Source organism: Mesorhizobium sp. CA4 (assembly GCF_020165075.1).
In the GTDB taxonomy this organism is placed as follows: Bacteria; Pseudomonadota; Alphaproteobacteria; order Rhizobiales; family Rhizobiaceae; genus Mesorhizobium.
The window spans coordinates 1-20,239 of the sequence record NZ_JAIUHK010000029.1 but is presented as its reverse complement, the minus strand read 5'-3'; the positions used below and the strand labels follow the sequence as shown (position 1 = coordinate 20,239).

Below are 20,239 nucleotides of genomic sequence, written 5' to 3'. Positions count from 1 at the left end.
ATCGTCTGAATCTGCTTCGGCACAGCGTTTGTTCAGCCGAAGTCAGGCTGCTTCGGCTTCCGCCGCATCGAAATCGACTGCGGAAAACGCGCTCCGCAACACCTCCGCCCCGGCTCCGGGCTTGTTCGCGTCGGTGGAAAGAATCTGCCGGAAGCGGCGGGCGCCGGGCAAGCCGTGGAACAGTCCGACCATATGACGGGTGATGTGGCCGAGCCGCCCGCCCCGCTCGATATGGCGCGCCGCATAGCCGGCCATGGCGTCGACCAGCGCCAAATAATCGAAGGCGGCAGGCGCCTCGCCGTAGAAGGCGGCATCGACGCCGGTCAGGATCCCCGGCGTATGATAGGCCGCGCGGCCGAGCATCACGCCATCGACATGGGAAAGATGCGCCGACGCCCCGGCGAGCGACCGGATGCCGCCGTTGATGCCGATGAATTCGTCCGGCTTTCTGGCCTTCAGCCGGTAAACCCGCGGATAATCGAGCGGCGGGATCTCGCGGTTCTCCTTGGGACTGAGCCCTTCCAGCCAGGCCTTGCGGGCGTGCACCCAGAGCGCATCGGCGCCGGCGGCGAGCACGCCGTCGGCGAGCGTGTCGAGAGCGGGTTCCGGGTCCTGATCGTCGACACCGATACGGCATTTGACCGTGACGGGGATTTTCACCGAAGCTTTCATCGCTGCGACGCACTCGGCGACCAGAGCCGGCGTCTTCATCAGGCAGGCGCCGAACGTCCCCGACTGGACGCGGTCGGACGGGCAGCCGACATTGAGGTTTATCTCGTCATAGCCGAAGGTCTCGCCGATCCGCGCAGCCTCGGTAAGTTTTACCGGATCCGATCCGCCAAGCTGCAATGCAACCGGGTGCTCGACGTCGTCGAAACCGAGCAGTCTTTCGCTCGCGCCATGGATAACCGCGTCCGCCACCACCATCTCGGTGTAAAGCAGCGCGCGGCGCGTCAACTGACGGTGGAAGAACCGGCAATGCCTGTCCGTCCAATCCATCATGGGCGCAATGGCCAGTCTATGGTCTTGATTTTTCGCCATTTTGTTTAACATTAAATTGCTAGCACTTTGCGCGCCAACCCGAATTTACGCCAGAATACGACCCTTTTCGCCACGTTTCGATCTCTCAGTGCACACGGAGCGCACACGAAAAAATGGCCACCTACACAAAGCTCTCGTCCGGTTCCTGGCGCGTGCAAGTCCGTCGCAAAGGTCGCTACGTCAGCGAGACCTTCCTGCGCCGTGACGACGCACGCCGCTGGGCGACCGAAACCGAGCGCCAAGTCGATTGTGGAGAGACGCCGACCAAGTCCCGCATAGCGCGTCTTAAGACCTTCGGCGAGCTCATCGACCTCCATATCGACGACATGTGCGAGGTAGGCAAGTCCCCTCGCCGCTCCAAGGCCGCGGCCCCCGATATGATCCGGAGACATCTTGGCAAGACCAGCATCGCAGCGCTCGATCGCGAACGGCTCATTCAGTTCGGCCGCGAGCGCGCCGCCCAGGGTGCCGGCCCGATGACGCTCGGTATCGACATTGGCTTCATAAAGCTTGTCCTGTCTCATGCTGCGGCCGTCCATGGGCTACCGGTCAAGATCGAACCTGTCGATCTCGCGCGCATCGCACTTAAGCGCCTCGGACTTCTCGGCAAGGGATGTGAGCGCGAAAGGCGGCTGACCCAGGATGAACTCGACAGGCTAATCGCTCACTTCGATGCAAACCCTCTCCAGAGAGGGCCGGTCGGCCAGATCATACGGTTCGCCGTTGCAACCGCGATGCGCCAGGAGGAAATTTGCAGGGTTCGTTGGTCCGACTTGGAGAACCGCACGCGGATGCTTCTCATTCGCGACCGGAAAGACCCGCGCACAAGAAAGGCAACAATCAGCGCATACCGCTATTCGCGGCAACTGGATACGATGCCTGGGCCATCGTTGAGGAACAGCGCGCAAAGCGAAGCAATGACGATAAGCGAATTTCCCATTCAATCACAAATCAGTCGGCACCGCTTTCCGTCGAGGATGCGCTGACCTGAGCATCGCCGACCTGCATTTCCATGACTTGCGTCATGAGGGCACAAGCCGCCTTTTCGAGGCGGATTTCACGATTGAACAAGTAGCTCTGGTGACCGGGCATAAGGACTGGAAGATGTTGAGACGGTACACCCATTTGAGGCCTGAAATGCTTCACACTATTCCAACATCGAGGGTAGCGATGACGCAAGTGATCCGATCGCCTTTGGAGGAGGCCATTGAAAACGTGATTCAATGGACATTCGCGCTAGGAAGATGAATTTCAGCGTCGTCCGCTTGCAGGAGATTATGAAGAAGACCGCCATCACAGGGTCCGCTCGGGAGTGGCATCGAAAGTTCCGGAAAAGTCTGTCGCGATGCGACAATGGGTCAGCGCCGCCGTGAAAATCCTACTCTCAAGCTCGCGTTCTATTCTACACTTGCTACAAGGCCGATCAGACCCCTTGATCGAAATGTCGTCGTATAAATCGCCACGGCGCCCTACGGCCATGTCAACGCCAGCGCGTTCTTTTGCCCTCCTAGCGCCCTCCTGGCGAGCACTACGCGACGACGGTTGCCGGATCGATGTCATAATGGCGAGCAAGGTCATCAAGCACCGAACGGATATGGGGCTATGGAAATCATCTGGAATTCCCACCGCTGACCGTAGCGCAGGATAACGAGGAGCTTAGCCAATGCGCCTTCAACGGAGCATGCTGGCGACTGCGGCAAGCCATCCAGAAGGGCCTGTTCCGCCATTTCCGATTGCCGTATTAATTCGTCTGTTCTTGAATACCCAATCTTGGCATCGGCGGCGTAAACTCCGAGCGTGCCAGGGCGTTTCGCAATTCTTCCTGCAGCAGGAATTTTCGTGGACCGTCGCATTGAACTCGGGCGTGTAGAACTGGAAATTGTCGCGGCCGAGCTCCTTGGCCCCGTAAATGTCCACATCGGCATTGGCTAGCAGCAGGTCGGCATCAGCCCGTCCTTGGGGTAGCTCGCCACGCCCATGCTGGCTTTCACCCGCCCAGCAGGGCACAGCCCACGCCGGAAACGAACTCAAAACTGGATAGAAACTGGGGGCAAGGTCATGCTCGTGCCATCAACGAACGCGAGGCTAAGCACGATGTCATGAAGCAACGAGCAATCCTGCGAGACGTCAATTGATCAACGGAACCGGAGCAAATCAGCGCCGACTCCGCACCCTTGGGCCCATAATGGGCCCAAAACGTTTTGGGCCGAGGGCAATTTTCATCAATGAATTTAAAGGTCATGGGCCCGGAGGGGGCGTCGAAGTTCATGATTTATCGCGGGCAAAGATCAGAAGCTCTCCAGGATGGCTCCGTGTGGCTCGGCCCTACCTTTTGAATGGCGATTTAGCCATGAAAGCTACCAATGCGTCCCCTGGACCGCACCACACACGCAATTACATACAGTGGCAAATCCTAACAAGGAAAAATACGCCCACTCCATAAGGGATGACGAGGAGTCCGAGGGCGATCCAATAGCCCGGTTGCGCTATTGCCGCGAAATCTGAGCGAAGCTGTTGCATTGCCACCAAACGATGCGCCGACATCGTTGTTCCAAGGGGGCAACGGTCCGAGCGCATCATGACGTTCCCGATTTTTGCCAGCAATGGAACATGTTCTTGAGTTTTCAATTCATGGCAGGATCAAAAAGCAGTGGAGATGTTTGGTGGCTCCTCTAACGCCAGAGCAGGTGACGGCGGCTCGGGCCCTGTTGAACTGGTCTCGGGTCAGCCTCGGGGCCAAGTGCGATTTGAGCGAGGCGGATATTCGCGAATTTGAGCGTGGTGGCCGTCTCCCCTCGCCAGAAAAGCTGCTTGCCTGCGCCAGGCATTCCGGGCCGCCGGTATCGTGTTTTTCGGCCAGGACAGCTCGGGCAAACCTGTCCTCCGGTTGCAATACCGGCTCGTGTTCCGGTCACCAATCGTAGTGATGGCGGGGCCGGGATAGTCGGCAACAGCGAAATGTAGCCGCTCTTCATCCCGATCGGGGCGAGCGGTTCGGGGAAATCGCCTCTCAGACAGGTCGAGATAGCTTTGCAAGCCTGCCGCAGCCGCAAAACAGCCGAGCTTGCCAACGCCATGATCCGACCTGTCGCCGACGCATTTGGTGCGGCCGGTGATCCAAACTGGTTCCGCTGCCCGGCGTCCTTACAGGCCAGCGGACTCGGTCGGCTACAAACCTCTTCATGAGGAGGAACAAAGCAGCCGGTTGTCAGTTCGGTAACATTCAACAAATGTTCCGGATCATGGCTCATCGTCGGTTTTCGTTGCTAGCTTTGGGCCTTCTGGTCTTGGCGTTTGGCTCGATGCAGCAAAACGCCGCTCACGCGCAGGCGCCCTGCCCTGCCGATCACGACAAGCTGCTTTCGGCCGTGAAGGCGAACGTGAAGGCGAGCGGCGGCCCGGCGAATGGCGGCTTCGACACCAACGAATGGGCGGCAATCGTTGCCCGCGACGGCACCGTCTGCGCCGTTGCCTTCAGCGGACCCACGGCCGATGCGCAGTGGCCGGGCAGCCGGCTGATCGCGGCCGAGAAGGCCAACACGGCCAACGGGCTCAGCCTGGCGAACATGGCGCTTTCGACAGCCAATCTCTATGCCGGGGTGCAACCAGGCGGACCGCTGTTCGGCCTAGAGACCACTAATCCCGTCAACCAGGCAGCGGCTTACGCAGGCGACCCCAAGACGTTCGGCAGCGCCAACGATCCGCTGATCGGCAAGCCGATCGGAGGCGTCGTCGTGTTCGGCGGGGGGCTGGCTCTTTACGACGGCAAAACGATCGTCGGGGCGCTCGGGATCAGCGGCGATTCCTCCTGCGCTGACCACAACGTCGCCTGGCGCGTTCGCGCCGCCCTGGGGCTCGATAAGGTTCCGGCGGGCGTCAATCCCAACCGCAAGGATGCCATCATTTACGATCTTGATCCCGGCGGGAAAAGCGCCTCGGGCTGGGGCCACCCCCTTTGCGCCGGGCATGAGGCCGATATAGCGGCGGAAATCGGTTCCGGCGTCGGAGGTTCGACGCCGAAATGAAGCAAGCAGCGCAACCGGCACGATCCTGCGGGGACGCCCCGATGACCAAACGCTCGTCGGCACTCCGAAGATATTCACCCGGCCTTGCAGCGATGCTGTTGGTCTGCGCCCCCCTGCTGACAGCCGCTTCGGAACCGTCGCCGGCACCCGCTATCTCACCGCCTGCCGCGGCCGCACCGCCCGATGACGGGCAATGGACGATGCCCGCCAAGAACTACGCCTCGACCCGCTATAGCGAGCTCGCCGAGATCAATGAAGGTAACGTCAAGAATCTGCAGGTCGCCTTCACCTTTTCCACCGGGGTGAACAAGGGCCAGGAAGCGGCGCCGCTGGTGGTCGGCAGCACGATGTACATCGTGAGCCCGTTTCCCAACATCGTCTACGCGCTCGACCTTTCCAGGTCTGGCGCGCCGATAAAATGGAAATACGAGCCCAATCCTGAGCCTGCCGCGCAAGGGGTTGCCTGCTGCGATGTCGTCAACCGCGGCGCTGCCTTCGCGAATGGACGCATATTCTTCAACACGCTCGACGGCCATACCATCGCGCTCGACGCGAACACCGGCCAGCCGGTCTGGAACGCCCATGTAGGCAACATCAATATCGGCGAAACCATCACCATGGCGCCGCTTGTGGTGAAAGGCAAAGTGCTGGTCGGCAATTCCGGTGGCGAGATGGGCGTGCGCGGCTGGGTCAAGGCGCTCGACGCCGGCGACGGCCATGTCGCCTGGACGGCTTACAACACGGGCCCCGACAAGGACGTGCTGATCGGCCCGGACTTCAAGCCGCATTACGACATGGACAAGGGCAAGGATCTCGGCGTCACGACATGGCCGCCTGAAGCCTGGAAGATCGGCGGCGGCAATGTGTGGGGCTGGATTTCCTACGATCCGGATCTCAACCTCATCTTCCACGGCACCGGCAATCCCGGCCCCTGGAATCCCGATCTGCGGCCCGGCGACAACAAGTGGACATCGGGCATTTTCGCCCGCGATCCCGATACCGGAGCGGCGAAATGGTTCTATCAGTGGACCCCGCACGATCTGCACGATTATGACGGCATCAATGAGCAAGTCCTGCTCGACATGAACTGGCAGGGCAAGCCGCGCAAGGTGCTGGTCCGGCCGGAACGCAACGGCTATCTCTACGTCCTTGATCGAACCACCGGCGAGGTCCTGTCTGCAAAACCTTATGGCCCCGTCAACTCCAGCAAGGGCGTGGACCTCAAGACCGGCAGGTTGATGGAAAACCCGGACAAGGTGACGGGCACCGGCAAGGTCGTCCGCGACATCTGCCCGACCGCGTCGGGCCTCAAGGACTGGCAGCCTTCCGCCTTCTCTCCGAAGACCGGCCTACTCTACATCCCGCACAACAATCTGTGCATGGACGAAGAAGGCGTCGAGGTGAACTACATCGCCGGCACGCCCTATGTCGGAATGAACGTCCGCATGATCCCGGGGCCGGGCGGTAATCGCGGCGCCTTCACGGCGTGGGATATAGCGGCCGAAAAACCCGCCTGGAGCCTCAAGGAGAATTTCCCGGTGTGGAGCGGCGCTGTCGTCACCGCCGGCGACGTGGTCTTCTACGGAACGATGGACGGCTGGTTCAAGGCGGTGAGCGCCAAGACCGGCGACCTGCTCTGGCAATTCAAGACCTCGTCCGGCATTATCGGCCAGCCCATCACCTATCGCGGCCCGGACGGCCACCAATATGTCGCTGTATTGTCCGGCGTCGGCGGCTGGGCTGGCGCCATCGTGTCGGGCGACCTCGACCCGCGTGATGCCACCGCCGCGCTCGGTTTCGTCAATGCGATGAAGGACCTGAAGAACGCGACCACGGCGGGAGGCACGCTCTATGTGTTCCGTCTGCCCTAATGTATTCGGCGTGATCCACAACGTGGCGCGAAAGGCTTTCCCGCCGATAGCGCTCGGCATCACCGCGCTCGCCTTGCTGCTCTTTCCGGCGGCGGCCGGCGCTCGTGAACTCAGGGTCTGCGCCGACCCGAACAATCTGCCCTTTTCCAATGCAGCCGGACAGGGATTCGAGAACAGGATCGCCGAAATCATCGCTGCCGATCTCGGCGCGAAGCTGACCTACACCTGGTGGGCGCAGCGCCGCGGCTTCGTGCGCAACACGCTGAAGGCGGGTCTCTGCGACCTCGTGCCCGGCACGCCGGCCAATCTCGAAATGCTGCGCACCACGAGGCCTTACTACCGCTCGTCCTATGTCTTCGTGACCCGCCAGAACGACCCCGACGTCGCGTCCTTTAACGACCCGCGGCTACGCGACATGCGCATCGGCGTTCAACTCGTCGGCGACGACGGCGCCAACTCGCCTCCGGTCCAGGCTCTCGGTCGTCGTGGCATAGTCGGACACCTCGTAGGCTATCCGGTCTATGGCGATTACTCCGCCCCCAATCCGCCGGCGCGCATCGTCGAGGCGGTGGCGAGCGGCGAGATCGACCTAGCCGTGGTATGGGGCCCGCTTGCCGGCTATTTTGCCCGGATGCAGAAGGTCCCACTGCGGATCACGCCGGTTGCGCCTCGCATCGACGGACCGCAATTACCCATGATCTACGATATTTCGATGGGCGTGCGGCGCGAGGACGACGCGTTGCGCGGCGACGTGAACAATGCCTTGGCCAAGCACAAGGCGGAGATCGACGCATTGCTGGCGCAGTATGGCGTACCGCGCCTCGATGCCTCGGGGAGCACGGTGCGATGAGGTGCGCTGTCGCTGTGCTCTTTCCTGTGGTGCTGATGCTCGTCGCCTGCCAGCGCGAGGAGCGGGACACGCGCCCGCAATCGGCCCTCGGCTCGGGCGAGCAGCCGACGCCGGTGACAACTCTGGAACCCGGCGGGCAGCGGCCCTCTCCCACAGACAACAAAGCGGCGAGCTTCGAGGCCAATGCCTTTCATCTGAGCGAAGGCAAGCGCCTGTTCGGTTGGTTCAACTGTTCAGGATGCCATGCCAATGGCGGCGGCGGCATGGGCCCGGCGCTGATGGACGAGAAATGGATCTATGGCAGCTCGATGGAAAGCATTCACGCCACCATCCGTGACGGGCGGCCGAACGGCATGCCCAGCTTCCGCGACAAGATCCCGGACGACCAGATCTGGGAGCTTGCGGCCTTCGTTCGCTCGTTGAGCGGCAAAGCGCCTTCCTCCGCCGCGCCGTCGCGCAATGACGACATGATGGCGCACCCATCGGAAAACCGTATGCCGAATGCCGCCACGCTGGGGAAGTCGCCGTGAAGCGCTTCGCCCCGATTGCGTTCGTCACGGCAATCGCCCTGTTTCTTCAGGGGTGCGCCGGCTGGCAATCGGCGCTCGACCCGAAAGGTCCCGCGGCAAGCGAGCTCGCATGGCTGATCTGGTTCTTCACCGGCCTGTGCGCGGCGGTGTGGGTGCTGGTGATGATCGCCCTTGCCTTGCCGTTGATGATGCGGCCACGAGAGCGCGCCGAGCCGCTTGTAATCGACGCCGATGCCGACAATCGCAAGCTGCGCGTGGTGTTAACCGCGGTCGGGCTGACCGCCGTGATCTTGGTCGGGCTCACGCTGCTCAGCTTCTTTGCCAACAGGACGCTTGCGGCGATCGGCTCGGATGCCGCGTTGACCATTCGCGTCACAGGTCATCAATGGTGGTGGGAGGTGCGCTACGAGGATGCCACACCGAGCCACATCCTTACCACGGCGAACGAGATCCATATTCCCGCCGGTGAGCCGGTGCGGCTTCTTCTCACTTCGACCGACGTGATCCATTCCTTTTGGGTCCCGAGCCTTTCCGGCAAGCTCGACCTCATTCCCGGCCGCATGAACGTGCTCGACATCAAAGCGGACAAACCCGGCGTCTACCGAGGCCAATGCGCCGAGTTCTGCGGCGCGCAGCACGCCAACATGGGCACCTTCATCATCGCCGAACCGCGCGAAAAATTCGACGCCTGGTGGAACGATCAGTTGGGGCCGGCGGCCGCGCCAATGAGCGACGAGGCCAAGACCGGCGAGAACCTCTTCCTCAAACGCCCCTGCGTGATGTGTCACAAGATCGGCGGCACCCCGGCAGGCGGAACGGTCGCGCCCGATCTCACCCATATAGCCAGCCGGCAGACGCTTGCGGCCGGAACATTGACGATGAGCCGCGGCAATCTCGCCGCCTGGATAGCCGACCCGCAGGGCGTGAAGCCTGGCTCGCACATGCCGGTGGTCGATCTCAACGGCGACGAGCTCAACGCCATCGTCGCTTATCTTGAGGGGCTGAAATGAGCAGCGCCGATATCACCAGCGAACGCGATCTGCCTCCCGAAAGCGAAGCGTCCGCCAAAGGCGATGTCGCCCCCGAACGTGACGGACCGCGCGACACCGGCTTGGACGATGCCAGCCTGCATCGGTGGCTGGCGCGGACGTGGCGCACGCCTCCCGGTATCATCGGCGCGCTATCGAGCGTCGACCATAAGGTCATCGCCCGCCGATACCTGATCACCGCCTTCCTGTTTCTGTGTTTGGGCGGCCTCAACGCCGTTGTCATGCGCATCCAACTCTCGGGTCCGCGGCGGGGCCTGATCGGGCCAGATCTCTACAACCAGCTGTTTACGATGCATGGCGTCACCATGATGTTCCTGTTCGCTGTGCCCATCGTCCAGGCAACAGGAATCTATCTGGTGCCGTTAATGGTCGGCACCCGCAACATCGCCTTCCCGCGCCTCAATGCCTTCAGCTATTGGGTCTACGTCTCAGGAGGCCTCTTCGCTTGGGTGTCCTTCGCCCTTTCGATGGCGCCGGATGTCGGCTGGTTCGCCTATGTGCCGCTGTCCGGGCCGGAATACGCTCCAGGCAAGCGCGCCGACGTCTGGGCGCAGATGATCACCTATACAGAGGTATCATCCCTGGCGGTCGCCGTCGCGACGATCGTCACCGTGTTCAAGCATCGGGCACCCGGTATGTCGCTCGACAAGATCCCGCTCTACGTCTGGGCATTGCTGGTCACGTCCTTCGTAGTCGTCTTCGCCATGCCGGCGGTAATGGTCACCTCGACCTTCCTGATCCTCGACCGGCTGGTCGGCACGCATATCTTCAACCCGGCGGAAGGCGGTGACGCGCTGCTGTTCCAGCATCTCTTCTGGTTCTTCGGCCATCCCGAAGTGTACATCATCTTCCTGCCCGCGACCGGCATGGTCTCCGCCATCATCCCGGCCTTCGCCCGGCGCCCGATGTTCGGCCATCTCGGCTTGGTCCTGTCGTTGATCGCCGTCGGTTTCCTGTCGTTCGGCCTCTGGGTCCACCACATGTTCGCGACCGGGCTGCCGAAACTGGGGGCCAGCTTCTTCACCGCCTCGAGCATGATGATCGCAATCCCCAACGGCGTTCAGATCTTCTGCTGGCTGGCGACGCTCTGGGACAGCAGACCGGTGATCCGCACGCCGCTGCTGTTCGTCTTCGGCTTCTTCTTCATCTTCGTCATCGGCGGCCTGACTGGCGTCATGCTTGCCTCCGTGCCGCTCGACCTGCAGGTGCACGACACCTATTTCGTCGTCGCTCACTTCCATTACGTGCTGATCGGCGGCTCGGTCTTTCCGCTGCTCGGAGCTGCCTATTTCTGGTTTCCCAAAATCACCGGCCGCATGATGAGCGAGCGCCTCGGGCGTTGGCACTTTTGGCTGGCGATGGTCGGCTTCAACGCGGCTTTCTTCCCCATGCACATCGTCGGCCTGTGGGGCATGCCGCGCAGGGTCTACACCTATCCGGCCGAGCTCGGCTGGGGGAACATCAATTTCTTCATCAGCGCCGGCGCGGTGCTCTTCTTCCTGAGCTTCGTGCTGTTTGCCTTCAACCTCGTCCACAGCGCATTGAGGGGTGCGCCTGCCGGCGACAATCCCTGGGACGCCGGCACGCTTGAATGGGCGACGTCCTCGCCGCCGCCCAGCTACAATTTCGCGCGCATTCCGATCGTGACGAATGTCGAGCCGCTCTGGGCCGAACGCGAGGCGCTCCCCGTCGCGACCGGGCTTCGCGTCGACGTGCGCGAGTTGGTCGTCTCGACGGTGGCGGAAGCCCATCCCGACATCCGCGAGAAATCGGCGACGCCGTCGATCTGGCCGCTGCTGGCGGCGATCGCCGTCGGCGGCACTTTCCTCTACTCGATCTTCACGCCCTGGGCGATCGTGTGGGGCGCCGCGCCGATCGCCATCACCTTGATCGGATGGTTCTGGCCCAAGGGCGATCCGGAGGACGAGGAATGAACCAGCGCCCCGCGATGGATCTTTCCGGCCTCCCGACCTTTGGACATGGCCCGCGCAGCCCAACCTGGTGGGGTACGCTTGGCTTCATGGCGTTGGAGGGCACCGGCTTTGCGCTGGCCGCCGGCGCCTATCTCTATCTCGCGACCTTGTGGCCCAACTGGCGGCTAAGCGCTCCGCAGCCCAACCATTGGCCCGGAACGATCGTGACGCTGCTTCTCATCGCCAGCCTGGTTCCCAACCACATACTAAACGGCTACGCGAAGCAATGCGCTATAGGACCGGTGCGGATCGGCATGGTGGTGATGTCGCTGCTCGGCATCGCGCCTCTCGTCGTGCGCTGGTTCGAGTTTCCGGCGCTGAACATCTATTGGGACACGAACGCCTACGGCTCGATGCTGTGGGTGCTGCTCGGCCTTCACACGACGCATCTCATCACCGACGTCGGTGACACAATCGTTCTGACGGTGCTGATGTTCACGCACCATGGCTACAGCGGCCGGCGCTTCGGCGACGTCGGCGACAATGTCTTCTACTGGGATTTCGTGGTCCTCACCTGGATTCCGATCTACCTGCTCATCTACTGGCTACCAAGGTGGGGCTGAGATGCGCGCGCTGCGACTGGGCACGTCCTGGGGAGGTTTGTTGTCGGGGCCCTTGGCCTGGGCAATCTCGACGCAGTTGAACTATTCGCTTGTGCACTGGCAGTGCAATCGCCAGGTTCAGGTCGTGCTCCCGGTGGCGCTGTCGCTGGCCGTATTTTCTCTGCTGGGCGGCGCGCTATCGTGGCGGGCGAAGCGGCAAGGCGGCGCCGCCTTCAAGCCGGAGCGCACGCGCAGTACCGAGCGTTTCGTCGCCGATCTCGGCATGCTCGCGGCACTGCTGTTCGCCCTCGTCATCCTCATGCAGGGTAGCGCGGCGCTTATTCTCGACGAGTGCCTGCGATGAGCCTCGAGGCCTTCTTTTCGACCTCGATCTGCTATGGCGCCGGCGCGCCCGAGGCCGGATGGACGTTGGCGTTTCCCATCACGCTTCCCTTGGCAATGCTCGCGCTTATTTATGCGCTCGGCGTAAGCCGGCTATGGCGTCGCAGCGGCCGCGGCCGACCCGAGCGGCTACGCCAAGCTCTATTGTTCGCCGCCGGCTGGGGAGTTTTGACGGGAGCGCTGGTCAGCCCGATCCATGCGCTCGGCGAGCGGGTGTTCTCAGCCCATATGATCGAGCACGAGTTGCTGATGGCCGTAGCGGCGCCGCTTCTTGTCGCCGCCTGCCCCGGCGCGGCCTTGATGTGGGCGTTGCCGGCCACACTTCGCCGAGGGACGGGAAAGCTCACCCATGGCAAGGTGCTGCAGGCGCTCTGGGCCCTCGCCGCGCGCCCGCTCAGCGCGACGGTCCTTCATGGGATAGCAATCTGGACCTGGCACGTTCCGGCGCTGTTCGAGGCAGCGCTGCAGCAGGGGGTGTTGCACTACGCGCAGCATGCGAGTTTCCTCGGCACTGCCTTGCTGTTCTGGTGGGCGCTTCTGCCACGCTCTGGCCGACGGCAAACCTATGGCAGCTCCGTCATGCATCTTTTCTTCACCTCGCTGCATACCGGCCTGCTCGGCGTCCTGCTGCTGCTATCGCCAAAACTCTGGTATCCGGCGAATGCCTCCGGCGCGGCGCTCTGGGGCCTGAGCCCGATCGAGGACCAGCAGCTCGCCGGGCTAGTAATGTGGGTTCCGGCCGGTTTGATCTATGGCGGAGCGGCCTTGCTGCTCGCCGGCCTTTGGATAAGCAACAGCGGAACCAGGGAGGCAACGCATGCGCTCCGACCTGGCTAGGCTGATCGGCGGCGCCCTTGCCGCGATCCTGCTGCTGGCCGCGGCAGTCGGCGCGGCGGCCTTATGGACCGACCGGCGCGAGCGCGTCCGGCACGAGTCGGATGTGGCGACCGGCGGCGTGGGCGCACGCGCCATTCCGATCATGACCGCGAATGGCTGTTCCGGCTGCCATACGATTCCCGGCGTGCCGGGAGCGCAAGGCCAGGTCGGGCCGCGCCTCGACGGCAGCCTAGCCGGCCGTGTCTATATCGGCGGCGTTCTGGCAAACAATCCGGAGAACCTGATCCGCTGGATCCGGTCGGCAAGGGAAATCAACCCGCACACCGCCATGCCGTCGACAAGGATCACCGAGCAGCAGGCGCGCGATATCGCGGCCTATCTCTATGCCCTCAGATAATCAGCCTTCGCCGCCGCGCCGGGACCACAGGCCGCGGCCTGGATCGTAGCCGACCACCGCCGCCAGGAAGAATGCCCCAAGGCAGGCGACAACGACGAGCATGGAAACCACATCGAACCGCAGGTAGAGCGCGAAGCGGATCAGTTCGACCGCCGAGCTGAATGGGTTCCAGGCGGCGATCGTCGCCAGCACCGGGCCGGCTTCGGCGAGCCGCCAGATCGGATAGAGCGCCGTCGAGGCAAAGAACATCGGGAAAATGACGAAGTTCATCACGCCGGCGAAGTTCTCCATCTGGGTCGAGATCGAGGACACCAATAGGCCGAACGCACCGAGCATCAGACCCGACAGCACGAGCGCCGGAAACACGGCGACATAGCCCAGGATCGGCGGCCGCACGTCCCAGAAGCGCGCCACGAAAAGGAACAGGTAGACCAGCGGCAAGCCGACGATCACGCTGGCCAGCAGGCGCGCGGCAAGCAGGTACCAGCGCGCCAAAGGTGCCGTCAGCAGCAGGCGCATGCTGCCCATCTCGCGGTCGTAGACCATGGCCAGCGAGCTTGCCATGGCATGAAACAGCAGCATCATGGCCACCAGCCCGGGCACAACATAGACCTCGTAGAGGACATAAGTCTGGTAAGGCGGCGTGATCGACAGGCCGAGTACCGAGCGGAAGCCGCCCGCGAAGATCGCCAGCCAGACAAGCGGACGGACCATCGCGGAGAACAGGCGGGCGCGCTGCCGCAGCGTGCGCAGCATTTCCCGCTGCAAGATGCCGTGGAGCGCCCGCAATGCGTGATGCGTCTTCATGGCGACCCCGTCAGCGAGGCGAATGCCTCCGCGGTGCTTTCGACCCCAAGCTCGGTGGAGATGCGATCAGCGCGACCGGCCCAGCGCACCCTGCCCTGATCCAGCACGACGATGTCGTCATCGGCTCCCACTTCTTCAAGGAAATGCGTCGCCCACAGAACGGCAATGCCGCGCTCGCGGCAAAGCTCTCTCACATGCCGCTCGAGCGCGCGCCGTCCCGGCACGTCGAGCCCGGCGGTCGGCTCGTCGAGCAGCAGCAGGCGCGGACCATGCATCAGCGCCCTTGCGATCTCCACGCGTCGGCGCTGACCGCCGGACAGCGCGCGGGTGGGATGATCGATCCTGTCCAGCACCCCCAGGCGGCTGAGTTCCTCCCTGGAGCGCTGCTTGCTCAGATCTGCGGGAATCCCGTGCAGGGCCGCGTGGTAGCGCAGGTTCTCCCCCGCCGTCAGGTCGAGATCGAGCGTCGGCAGTTGGAAAACGATGCCCATTTGCGCGAGCGCGGCGGATGGGTTCGCCTCCATCGCCTGGCCAAAGACATGCACAGATCCTGCCCGCGCGTGATAGAGACCAGTGATCAGCGAGAACAAAGTCGTTTTGCCCGCGCCGTTGCGTCCAAGCAGGACGCACATCCTCCCTTCAGCCACAGCGAACGAGACCCCCTGGAGAACCCGCCGGTTTCCGAAACTGTGGCCCAGCTCCTCGACCGACAACGCGTTCATGGGCCGATCACGACGCTCCATGGGCCGCGCCCCACCGGCAGCGATTTCACCACCTCCTGATTCTCCAGGTCAATGAAGGAGATGTCGCCCGAGTTGCCGTTGGCGCTGATCAGGCGCTTCTGGTCGTCCGAGAGCGCGACATGCCAGGGCCGCTGGCCGACGAGGTAGAGGTGCCGGACCGCGAGGGTCTTGGTATCGACCTCGGCAATCCTATTGGCCGGACCGAGCGCTACATAGGCGTTCGCGCCGTCGCGCGACATCACGATACCGACCGCCTGCACGCCCTCGCGCCGAATACCCGGCACCTCGAACTCGATCTTGCCCGTTTGAGCGCGCGTCGCGGCGTCGAACACCGTGGCGGTGCCGCGGATTTCGGACGACACCCACAATTGCTTGCCGTCCGGCGAGAACGCCGCCGCGCGCGGCCGCGTGTCGATGAGCAGGTTGTCGATGAGCTCGAGCGTGGCGGCATCGATAAGATGGACCATGCTCGTGGTCTCGGAGGTGCAGGCGACCGTGCGTCCGTCCGCACTAACCGCCATGCCTTCCGGCTCCACCCCGACATCGACGGTGCCGATAACCTTGGCCGCCGCGATATCCACGACCGAAACCAGATTGTCGTTCTCATTGGCCACAAAGAGCCGTTTGCCATCCGGGTGGACGACGAAGAATTCCGGATCGGCGCCCGAAGGCAATCGACCGACCACTTGCCGCCTGGCGAGATCGATCATGTCGATGCGGTTGTCGTCGCCTTCGGCAACGAACAGCGTCTTCTTGTCGATCGAAAGCGCCATTCCGCGCGGACGCCGGCCGACTTCGATCGTGTCCTGAAGGGTCATGGTCGCCCCGTCGACGACCGCGACGGTGTTGTCCTGCTCGTTGGAGACATAAATCGTCTCTGCCGAGGCGGAACGAGCGAGGATCAACATCGAAAGGACGAGCGCGATCAGAACTTGCACGTGCTCTCCTCCAGATCGATGCCCAGAGTGTCCAGCGTCGAACGCTGGTGCAAGAAGCCCGGCTGTGGCGAGCTCGAGACGAGCAGGCGAGGACCAGCGATCAGGATGGGCTGGCGCATCTGCCCGTCCCACGGACGGAAACTCAGCCCCTGTCCCTTGAAGCCGGCGAGAAGGAAATCGTCGCTGCGCAGATAGTTTCCGATCGCGGTTGGATCGAGACTGTGCAGCCGCGTTGCCGCCTCGCCAACGCTTTTGACGGCAAGCCAGGCGGCGTAGTCGCTGGGCAGCATCCAGCGCCCAGCCAGCTTGTGGAAGCGATCCTGGAGCTGCGTAGCGCCCCACTCCTCGTTGACCGCACTCCAGCCGGTTGCGACCAGCCCTTGCGTCCCGGCCACCGGTCTCGGAAGAGCGGTGCGCCCCTCGAGATAGGCGCCGAATTCATCGGCTTCGTCGGCAATGACGAGCACATCATAGTCGCTAACTTGCGTGGCGGCGGGGATCTCGGTCTGCAGCGTGACGTGCCCCGTGTCCGCGCGGCCATTGGCGGGCCGGAACGTCCAGGGCTGGTCGACCGTGATTTCGGCTCCGAAGCGCGTCGCGGCGCGCCGGAAGGCGGCCGCCATCGCCTGATCCTGCGGATGCGGGCCGACCAGCAGGAACCAGTGCTGCCAGCGTTTCCAGACCAGATATTGCGCCAGGGCGTCGGCGAGCATGGCGTGGCTCGGAATTGTGTGCAGCACGTTCCTGCGGCAATCCTCCTGACGCAGGCGATCATCGGGTGCGCGGCTGTTGAACAGCGTCATCCGCTCGGCGCCAGGAGCTGCGCTCGCCTGCAGCAATTGGAGCGCATCCAGATCGGCAACCACAAAGCTGATGCCGGCGGCCGCGAATTCCTTGATCGCTTCGGCTGGCGTCTCGCCGAACTTGAGGATGACTTGCTGTAACCGGAATTGCTGGCCGAGAAAGCGGCCAGCGCCCGCGTCGTCGCCAATGCCCAGCCGGGCACCTTGGAGGCCATCGTCGGTGACCGTCTGATCGAGAGGTCCCAGCGGCAAAGGCGGAGTCCGCTGTTGGCCAAGATAGCCGATCACGATAGTATGCGGCTCGGCAAGCCCTGGGACGGGTGCCGCGAGGAAGAGCATGACCAATGCCAGCGCCAGCCTTATCCGGCTCAGGTCGCGCAAGCGAAGCTGAATGTTCGAAATCGGCACGGGCACTCCAGGACGGCAGCGACCCTAATGCTTTGGAGCAAGGAATGTTCCTGGATTCAAGCGAGCTGAGCCCGCCCCAGTCGCACAACGGGGCGGGCTCCAAGCCTTCGACCAGTGGGGAGCGCCGACGGCGGCCCTAACTCATTGTTCCTGATCCCAAGTCAGCGTTTCGCGCTGTCGCTGTCTACGTCTGCCCGCGTCAGGAACTGTTCCGTGACCTGCGGCAGGTTGCTCTTTAGCCACTCGGCCATGGCTTCCTCCTCACGCAGGTTCTGTTCGCACACGCGGGCAATCTCTGCCTCGCCCGCGGCATTGGCCGCGGCGATGAGGATCGTATAGGACGCGATTTCCATGTGTTCGAACGTGTAGCTCGCAAGCGAGCCTTTCATGACCTCGTCGCCGGCGAACACGCCGCTGATCGACTGCGCCGTGGCGGTCAGCTTGCCGCCCGCGTCCTTCAGCATGGACGATCCTTCGTCCATGCCGTCCAGGCAGGTCTTCAGCCGCCTGGCCTGCTCTTTCGTTTCTTCCAGATGAGTGCGAATTCGCTCGCTGAGTTCAGGGTAGCTCTCAATCCGGCTCAATTGCCCCGACAGCATCGTCTCTGCCTGTTCCTCCATGGCGTGAGCGTCCCTCAGCCATTGGACAAGCCATTCGCGCGATTCAGCCATTGCGGTGTCTCCATCTATCTGACGCCGCCCGAACCGAGGGAGGCGCGCATTGTTCCTTGAGTGTTGAAAAAGCGGCTACGATTTCCCGGACGAGGACGCGTCGGAATCGGAAAGTTTCTCGCGCACCGATTCGTCGGCTTTGTCGGCCGCGGCTTTGACGACCCCGCCGACCTTGTCGGCCAGCGTGCCCTCGCTCGACGCCTGCCGTCCGGCTTCGTCGCTTGCCGACTGGTAGGCTTCCGCCGCGACTTGCGTTGCCGCGTCGAGGCCTTCTTTCAAAGTGTCTTGGGCACTGTCCCTAAGCCTCTCGCGATAGGCGCCCAATCGCTCATCCTCGACTTCAGTGTGGGGCAGCATGGCGCCGATCGCAGCTCCGATGGCGAGGCCGATGGCGGCCGCGGCGAGAGGTTGCTCTTGGAGCAGACTATGCGCCGATCGGCTGGCGCCCGTCGCCATATCGGCCGCAGCTGCCGCCGAACTCGCCAGTGCGTCGGCTGCGCTGCTTGCCATGTTCGACACTGTGCCGGCCGCTTCGCTTGCCACTCCCGAGACAGTTCCGGCCGCCCCGCGCGCCGCTTCGGCGACAGAACCTGCCGCATCCGAGGCGGTCGAACCCATCCTAGCGCCGAACGCTCCATGGTCGAGGCCAGGACCGCGCCGCGTCACGCCATCGGTACCAGCCGGGGTGGCGGAAGCGCCGCTGCCCAACATCAGCCAGGCCAGGCCCGCGCCGATCACCGTCAGCGGCAACGGATTGTCCCGTACCTGGGCCTTGAGGTTGTGAAGCATGTCGGAGCCCGCGCCGCCTTTGAAAAGCCCAGTGAACTCATCGAAGAGCTGCCCGGGGGTCATCTTGTCGCGAATGGAGTCGGCGGTCGCCACCACCCTCGCGCGCGTGGCTTCGGCCTCGCGTTCGAGCTCGGCTGCGGATCTCTCGGTCATCTCGCTTGTTCCTTAATCACGTTCACGTCACGCTTGAGCTGTTCCTGTGTGCGATCCGGCGCGAGCTCGGAAGGCGCCATGCTCGCCATGCCCGTCCGCAACAGGATCACGCCCAGCACGGCAACGACCACGCCGACGAGTAAAGCGGACCACCCGGCGCCCAGACCAAGGCGGGCCAGGGCGATCACAAGCGCCTGCAATAAAATCAGCAGCGCTGCCAGCAGGCATATCGCGCCGCCCAGCACCTCGACGGCGCCTGCGCCAGCCTTGGTCGCGTTCTCCGATATCTCTGCTCTTAGGAGCCTCGCCTCCGTTTGCACGAGCGTGCTCACCTCTTGCGCCAGATCGGCGACCAGCGTGCCGAGACTTGGATTATCCTGAGTGCTCATTTCTTCAGCTCCGCTGCCTTGCCGGGTATGCCGCCGTCGGAACCCCAATTTGCTGGAACGCTACCCCGGCGCGCGCTCGTTTCCGTTTGTCCGGGGTATTCGGGCGTGGTGGCACCCTGCGTCGGGTGGCGCGAGCCGGGCGGCGAAGCCTTTATGAAGCGGCCAAGTGCCAATCCCGCCAGAACCGAACCGGCAAGAAGCGCTCCAGGATTCTGGCGGCCAAAAGACTGAACGTCTTCGAGCACTTGTCCGAACGGCTTCTCCTTCAACGAGGAGGACAGCCGCTCCAGGCCGCTTGCGGCCTCTTGCATGAACTTCGAGGCCGCACTCTGGTCGCTGTTAGCCAAGTGATCGCTCGCGGCGCGCAAAGCGCCGCCGAAAGCAGACAGACTCGATCCGATATCGCGCTGCGTCTGCTCGGCCTTTTCGGAGACGGCTTGCTGGGCTTCGGCGGCATAAGCTCCAGCCCTGCGGGCGACCTCGTTGCGGGCGTCGTGGAGAGCTTCGCCGGCGCTTTGCGTTTCTTGCCGGATTCGGTCGGAAACTTCGTCCTTCGCTTTGGCAAAGTCGGCGGACTCGGGGCCCCGATCAGTCTCGCGCTGCATGGTGCCCTCCTAGTGAAAGCCGAGGAAGGAAAGCACTGCTAGCACAACGACAATCAGACCTATGAGATAGATGACACTGTTCATGGTGCAGCCTCCTCTATTTAGTTCGAACTTCCTGCCGGCTGCGATGTTCCCCTGGACGAGCAGCTTTTTAGCAACTCGTCATTTGCCCTGGGCTTTGGCCTCAAAACGGCAGGCCCTCGTCTGGGCAAAGCAGCCTGGGCCGCGTCGGAGGAGAGCCGCTAACCAGCCGGCTTCGGGCGGCCCTCTGCGTCGCCCGAAGCCTTGGGCTCGGCGGCTTCCAGGGCATCGACAACCGGGGCCAGTGAATTCTCCTCGTCGGGACTGGATTCCACCTCTCCGGTTCCCGCGGCGGTTTTATCGAGAGCGCGTTGGATCGCGTCCTCGATATTGCC

At 63.2% G+C, this 20,239-nt stretch carries 22 protein-coding genes; 13 read left to right on the top strand and 9 right to left on the bottom strand.

Annotation, left to right across the window (positions count from 1 at the left end):
• Positions 1 to 42: 42 nt before the first annotated feature.
• On the bottom strand, positions 43 to 1,041 hold the full coding sequence (gene dusA / locus LB528_RS21910) for a tRNA dihydrouridine(20/20a) synthase DusA (protein WP_224716283.1): 999 nt from the start codon (positions 1,039 to 1,041) through the stop codon (positions 43 to 45).
• 113 nt (positions 1,042 to 1,154) lie between these two features.
• On the opposite strand from dusA, the gene LB528_RS30285 reads away from it, so the two are divergent.
• From LB528_RS30285 to LB528_RS21855, 13 genes are all read left to right on the top strand, one after another.
• Positions 1,155 to 2,027 carry a tyrosine-type recombinase/integrase gene (locus tag LB528_RS30285; RefSeq protein WP_263487407.1) on the top strand — a complete coding sequence of 291 codons (873 nt, stop codon included), beginning with the start codon at positions 1,155 to 1,157 and terminating at the stop codon, positions 2,025 to 2,027.
• A 1-nt stretch (position 2,028) separates the two neighbouring features.
• Positions 2,029 to 2,289: a tyrosine-type recombinase/integrase gene (locus tag LB528_RS30615; RefSeq protein ID WP_411962239.1), complete on the top strand. Its 261-nt coding sequence runs from the start codon at positions 2,029 to 2,031 to the stop codon at positions 2,287 to 2,289.
• Positions 2,290 to 3,644: 1,355 nt separating this feature from the next.
• Positions 3,645 to 3,965, top strand: coding sequence for a helix-turn-helix domain-containing protein (locus LB528_RS30610; RefSeq protein WP_411962236.1), 321 nt, complete (start codon positions 3,645 to 3,647; stop codon positions 3,963 to 3,965).
• 378 nt (positions 3,966 to 4,343) lie between these two features.
• Complete coding sequence (locus tag LB528_RS21900) at positions 4,344 to 5,066, top strand: heme-binding protein (protein ID WP_224716282.1); 723 nt, start codon at positions 4,344 to 4,346, stop codon at positions 5,064 to 5,066.
• On the top strand, positions 5,063 to 6,937 hold the full coding sequence (locus LB528_RS21895) for a methanol/ethanol family PQQ-dependent dehydrogenase (RefSeq protein ID WP_411962234.1): 1,875 nt from the start codon (positions 5,063 to 5,065) through the stop codon (positions 6,935 to 6,937). The genes LB528_RS21900 and LB528_RS21895 overlap by 4 nt, the downstream gene beginning before the upstream one ends.
• Positions 6,918 to 7,787 (top strand): substrate-binding domain-containing protein, encoded by an 870-nt coding sequence (locus LB528_RS21890; protein WP_411962232.1) that lies wholly within the window; start codon positions 6,918 to 6,920, stop codon positions 7,785 to 7,787. Before LB528_RS21895 ends, LB528_RS21890 begins: the two co-directional genes overlap by 20 nt.
• On the top strand, positions 7,784 to 8,317 hold the full coding sequence (locus LB528_RS21885; protein ID WP_224716280.1) for a c-type cytochrome: 534 nt from the start codon (positions 7,784 to 7,786) through the stop codon (positions 8,315 to 8,317). Before LB528_RS21890 ends, LB528_RS21885 begins: the two co-directional genes overlap by 4 nt.
• Positions 8,314 to 9,327, top strand: coding sequence for a cytochrome c oxidase subunit II (coxB, locus tag LB528_RS21880; protein ID WP_224716279.1), 1,014 nt, complete (start codon positions 8,314 to 8,316; stop codon positions 9,325 to 9,327). Before LB528_RS21885 ends, coxB begins: the two co-directional genes overlap by 4 nt.
• Complete coding sequence (ctaD, locus tag LB528_RS21875) at positions 9,324 to 11,300, top strand: cytochrome c oxidase subunit I (RefSeq protein ID WP_224716278.1); 1,977 nt, start codon at positions 9,324 to 9,326, stop codon at positions 11,298 to 11,300. The genes coxB and ctaD overlap by 4 nt, the downstream gene beginning before the upstream one ends.
• Positions 11,297 to 11,902: a heme-copper oxidase subunit III gene (locus LB528_RS21870; protein ID WP_224510163.1), complete on the top strand. Its 606-nt coding sequence runs from the start codon at positions 11,297 to 11,299 to the stop codon at positions 11,900 to 11,902. Before ctaD ends, LB528_RS21870 begins: the two co-directional genes overlap by 4 nt.
• Before the next feature lies 1 nt (position 11,903).
• The gene (locus LB528_RS21865) at positions 11,904 to 12,245 is read left to right on the top strand and encodes a hypothetical protein (protein ID WP_224637560.1); all 342 of its coding nucleotides are present in this window, start codon (positions 11,904 to 11,906) and stop codon (positions 12,243 to 12,245) included.
• A complete protein-coding gene (locus LB528_RS21860; protein WP_224716277.1) occupies positions 12,242 to 13,120 on the top strand; it encodes a cytochrome c oxidase assembly protein in 879 nt (292 codons plus the stop codon). Before LB528_RS21865 ends, LB528_RS21860 begins: the two co-directional genes overlap by 4 nt.
• Positions 13,101 to 13,517 carry a c-type cytochrome gene (locus LB528_RS21855; RefSeq protein WP_224510172.1) on the top strand — a complete coding sequence of 139 codons (417 nt, stop codon included), beginning with the start codon at positions 13,101 to 13,103 and terminating at the stop codon, positions 13,515 to 13,517. Before LB528_RS21860 ends, LB528_RS21855 begins: the two co-directional genes overlap by 20 nt.
• Here LB528_RS21855 and LB528_RS21850 read toward each other — a convergent pair whose 3' ends face one another.
• From LB528_RS21850 to LB528_RS21815, 8 genes are all read right to left on the bottom strand, one after another.
• A complete protein-coding gene (locus LB528_RS21850) occupies positions 13,518 to 14,324 on the bottom strand; it encodes an ABC transporter permease (RefSeq protein ID WP_224716276.1) in 807 nt (268 codons plus the stop codon). It lies immediately after the preceding gene.
• A complete protein-coding gene (locus tag LB528_RS21845) occupies positions 14,321 to 15,046 on the bottom strand; it encodes an ABC transporter ATP-binding protein (protein ID WP_224716275.1) in 726 nt (241 codons plus the stop codon). Before LB528_RS21845 ends, LB528_RS21850 begins: the two co-directional genes overlap by 4 nt.
• The gene (locus tag LB528_RS21840) at positions 15,043 to 16,005 is read right to left on the bottom strand and encodes a PQQ-dependent catabolism-associated beta-propeller protein (RefSeq protein ID WP_224510182.1); all 963 of its coding nucleotides are present in this window, start codon (positions 16,003 to 16,005) and stop codon (positions 15,043 to 15,045) included. Before LB528_RS21840 ends, LB528_RS21845 begins: the two co-directional genes overlap by 4 nt.
• Entirely contained in the window at positions 15,993 to 17,216 is a 1,224-nt protein-coding gene (locus LB528_RS21835) for an ABC transporter substrate-binding protein (RefSeq protein ID WP_224716274.1), read from the bottom strand. The genes LB528_RS21840 and LB528_RS21835 overlap by 13 nt, the downstream gene beginning before the upstream one ends.
• A gap of 161 nt (positions 17,217 to 17,377) precedes the next feature.
• Entirely contained in the window at positions 17,378 to 17,887 is a 510-nt protein-coding gene (locus LB528_RS21830) for a ferritin-like domain-containing protein (RefSeq protein WP_224510190.1), read from the bottom strand.
• Between the two features lie 75 nt (positions 17,888 to 17,962).
• Entirely contained in the window at positions 17,963 to 18,829 is an 867-nt protein-coding gene (locus LB528_RS21825) for a DUF3618 domain-containing protein (protein WP_224716273.1), read from the bottom strand.
• Positions 18,826 to 19,218: a phage holin family protein gene (locus tag LB528_RS21820; protein WP_224510196.1), complete on the bottom strand. Its 393-nt coding sequence runs from the start codon at positions 19,216 to 19,218 to the stop codon at positions 18,826 to 18,828. The genes LB528_RS21825 and LB528_RS21820 overlap by 4 nt, the downstream gene beginning before the upstream one ends.
• Complete coding sequence (locus LB528_RS21815) at positions 19,215 to 19,823, bottom strand: hypothetical protein (protein WP_224716272.1); 609 nt, start codon at positions 19,821 to 19,823, stop codon at positions 19,215 to 19,217. The genes LB528_RS21820 and LB528_RS21815 overlap by 4 nt, the downstream gene beginning before the upstream one ends.
• Positions 19,824 to 20,239: the final 416 nt, after the last annotated feature.

Excerpts from the sequence above, each read along its gene's own strand:
- LB528_RS21895 (WP_411962234.1), top strand. The coding sequence starts at position 5,063 with ATGAAGCAAGCAGCGCAACCGGCACGATCCTGCGGGGACGCCCCGATG.
- ctaD (WP_224716278.1), top strand. The coding sequence starts at position 9,324 with ATGAGCAGCGCCGATATCACCAGCGAACGCGATCTGCCTCCCGAAAGC.
- LB528_RS21825 (WP_224716273.1), bottom strand. The coding sequence starts at position 18,829 with ATGACCGAGAGATCCGCAGCCGAGCTCGAACGCGAGGCCGAAGCCACG.
- LB528_RS21845 (WP_224716275.1), bottom strand. The coding sequence starts at position 15,046 with ATGAACGCGTTGTCGGTCGAGGAGCTGGGCCACAGTTTCGGAAACCGG.
- LB528_RS21870 (WP_224510163.1), top strand. The coding sequence starts at position 11,297 with ATGAACCAGCGCCCCGCGATGGATCTTTCCGGCCTCCCGACCTTTGGA.
- LB528_RS21890 (WP_411962232.1), top strand. The coding sequence starts at position 6,918 with ATGTGTTCCGTCTGCCCTAATGTATTCGGCGTGATCCACAACGTGGCG.
- LB528_RS21885 (WP_224716280.1), top strand. The coding sequence starts at position 7,784 with ATGAGGTGCGCTGTCGCTGTGCTCTTTCCTGTGGTGCTGATGCTCGTC.
- LB528_RS21860 (WP_224716277.1), top strand. The coding sequence starts at position 12,242 with ATGAGCCTCGAGGCCTTCTTTTCGACCTCGATCTGCTATGGCGCCGGC.
- LB528_RS21830 (WP_224510190.1), bottom strand. The coding sequence starts at position 17,887 with ATGGCTGAATCGCGCGAATGGCTTGTCCAATGGCTGAGGGACGCTCAC.
- LB528_RS21855 (WP_224510172.1), top strand. The coding sequence starts at position 13,101 with ATGCGCTCCGACCTGGCTAGGCTGATCGGCGGCGCCCTTGCCGCGATC.
- LB528_RS30610 (WP_411962236.1), top strand. The coding sequence starts at position 3,645 with ATGGAACATGTTCTTGAGTTTTCAATTCATGGCAGGATCAAAAAGCAG.
- LB528_RS21865 (WP_224637560.1), top strand. The coding sequence starts at position 11,904 with ATGCGCGCGCTGCGACTGGGCACGTCCTGGGGAGGTTTGTTGTCGGGG.
- LB528_RS21900 (WP_224716282.1), top strand. The coding sequence starts at position 4,344 with ATGCAGCAAAACGCCGCTCACGCGCAGGCGCCCTGCCCTGCCGATCAC.
- LB528_RS21815 (WP_224716272.1), bottom strand. The coding sequence starts at position 19,823 with ATGCAGCGCGAGACTGATCGGGGCCCCGAGTCCGCCGACTTTGCCAAA.
- LB528_RS30285 (WP_263487407.1), top strand. The coding sequence starts at position 1,155 with ATGGCCACCTACACAAAGCTCTCGTCCGGTTCCTGGCGCGTGCAAGTC.
- LB528_RS21850 (WP_224716276.1), bottom strand. The coding sequence starts at position 14,324 with ATGAAGACGCATCACGCATTGCGGGCGCTCCACGGCATCTTGCAGCGG.
- dusA (WP_224716283.1), bottom strand. The coding sequence starts at position 1,041 with ATGGCGAAAAATCAAGACCATAGACTGGCCATTGCGCCCATGATGGAT.
- LB528_RS21820 (WP_224510196.1), bottom strand. The coding sequence starts at position 19,218 with ATGAGCACTCAGGATAATCCAAGTCTCGGCACGCTGGTCGCCGATCTG.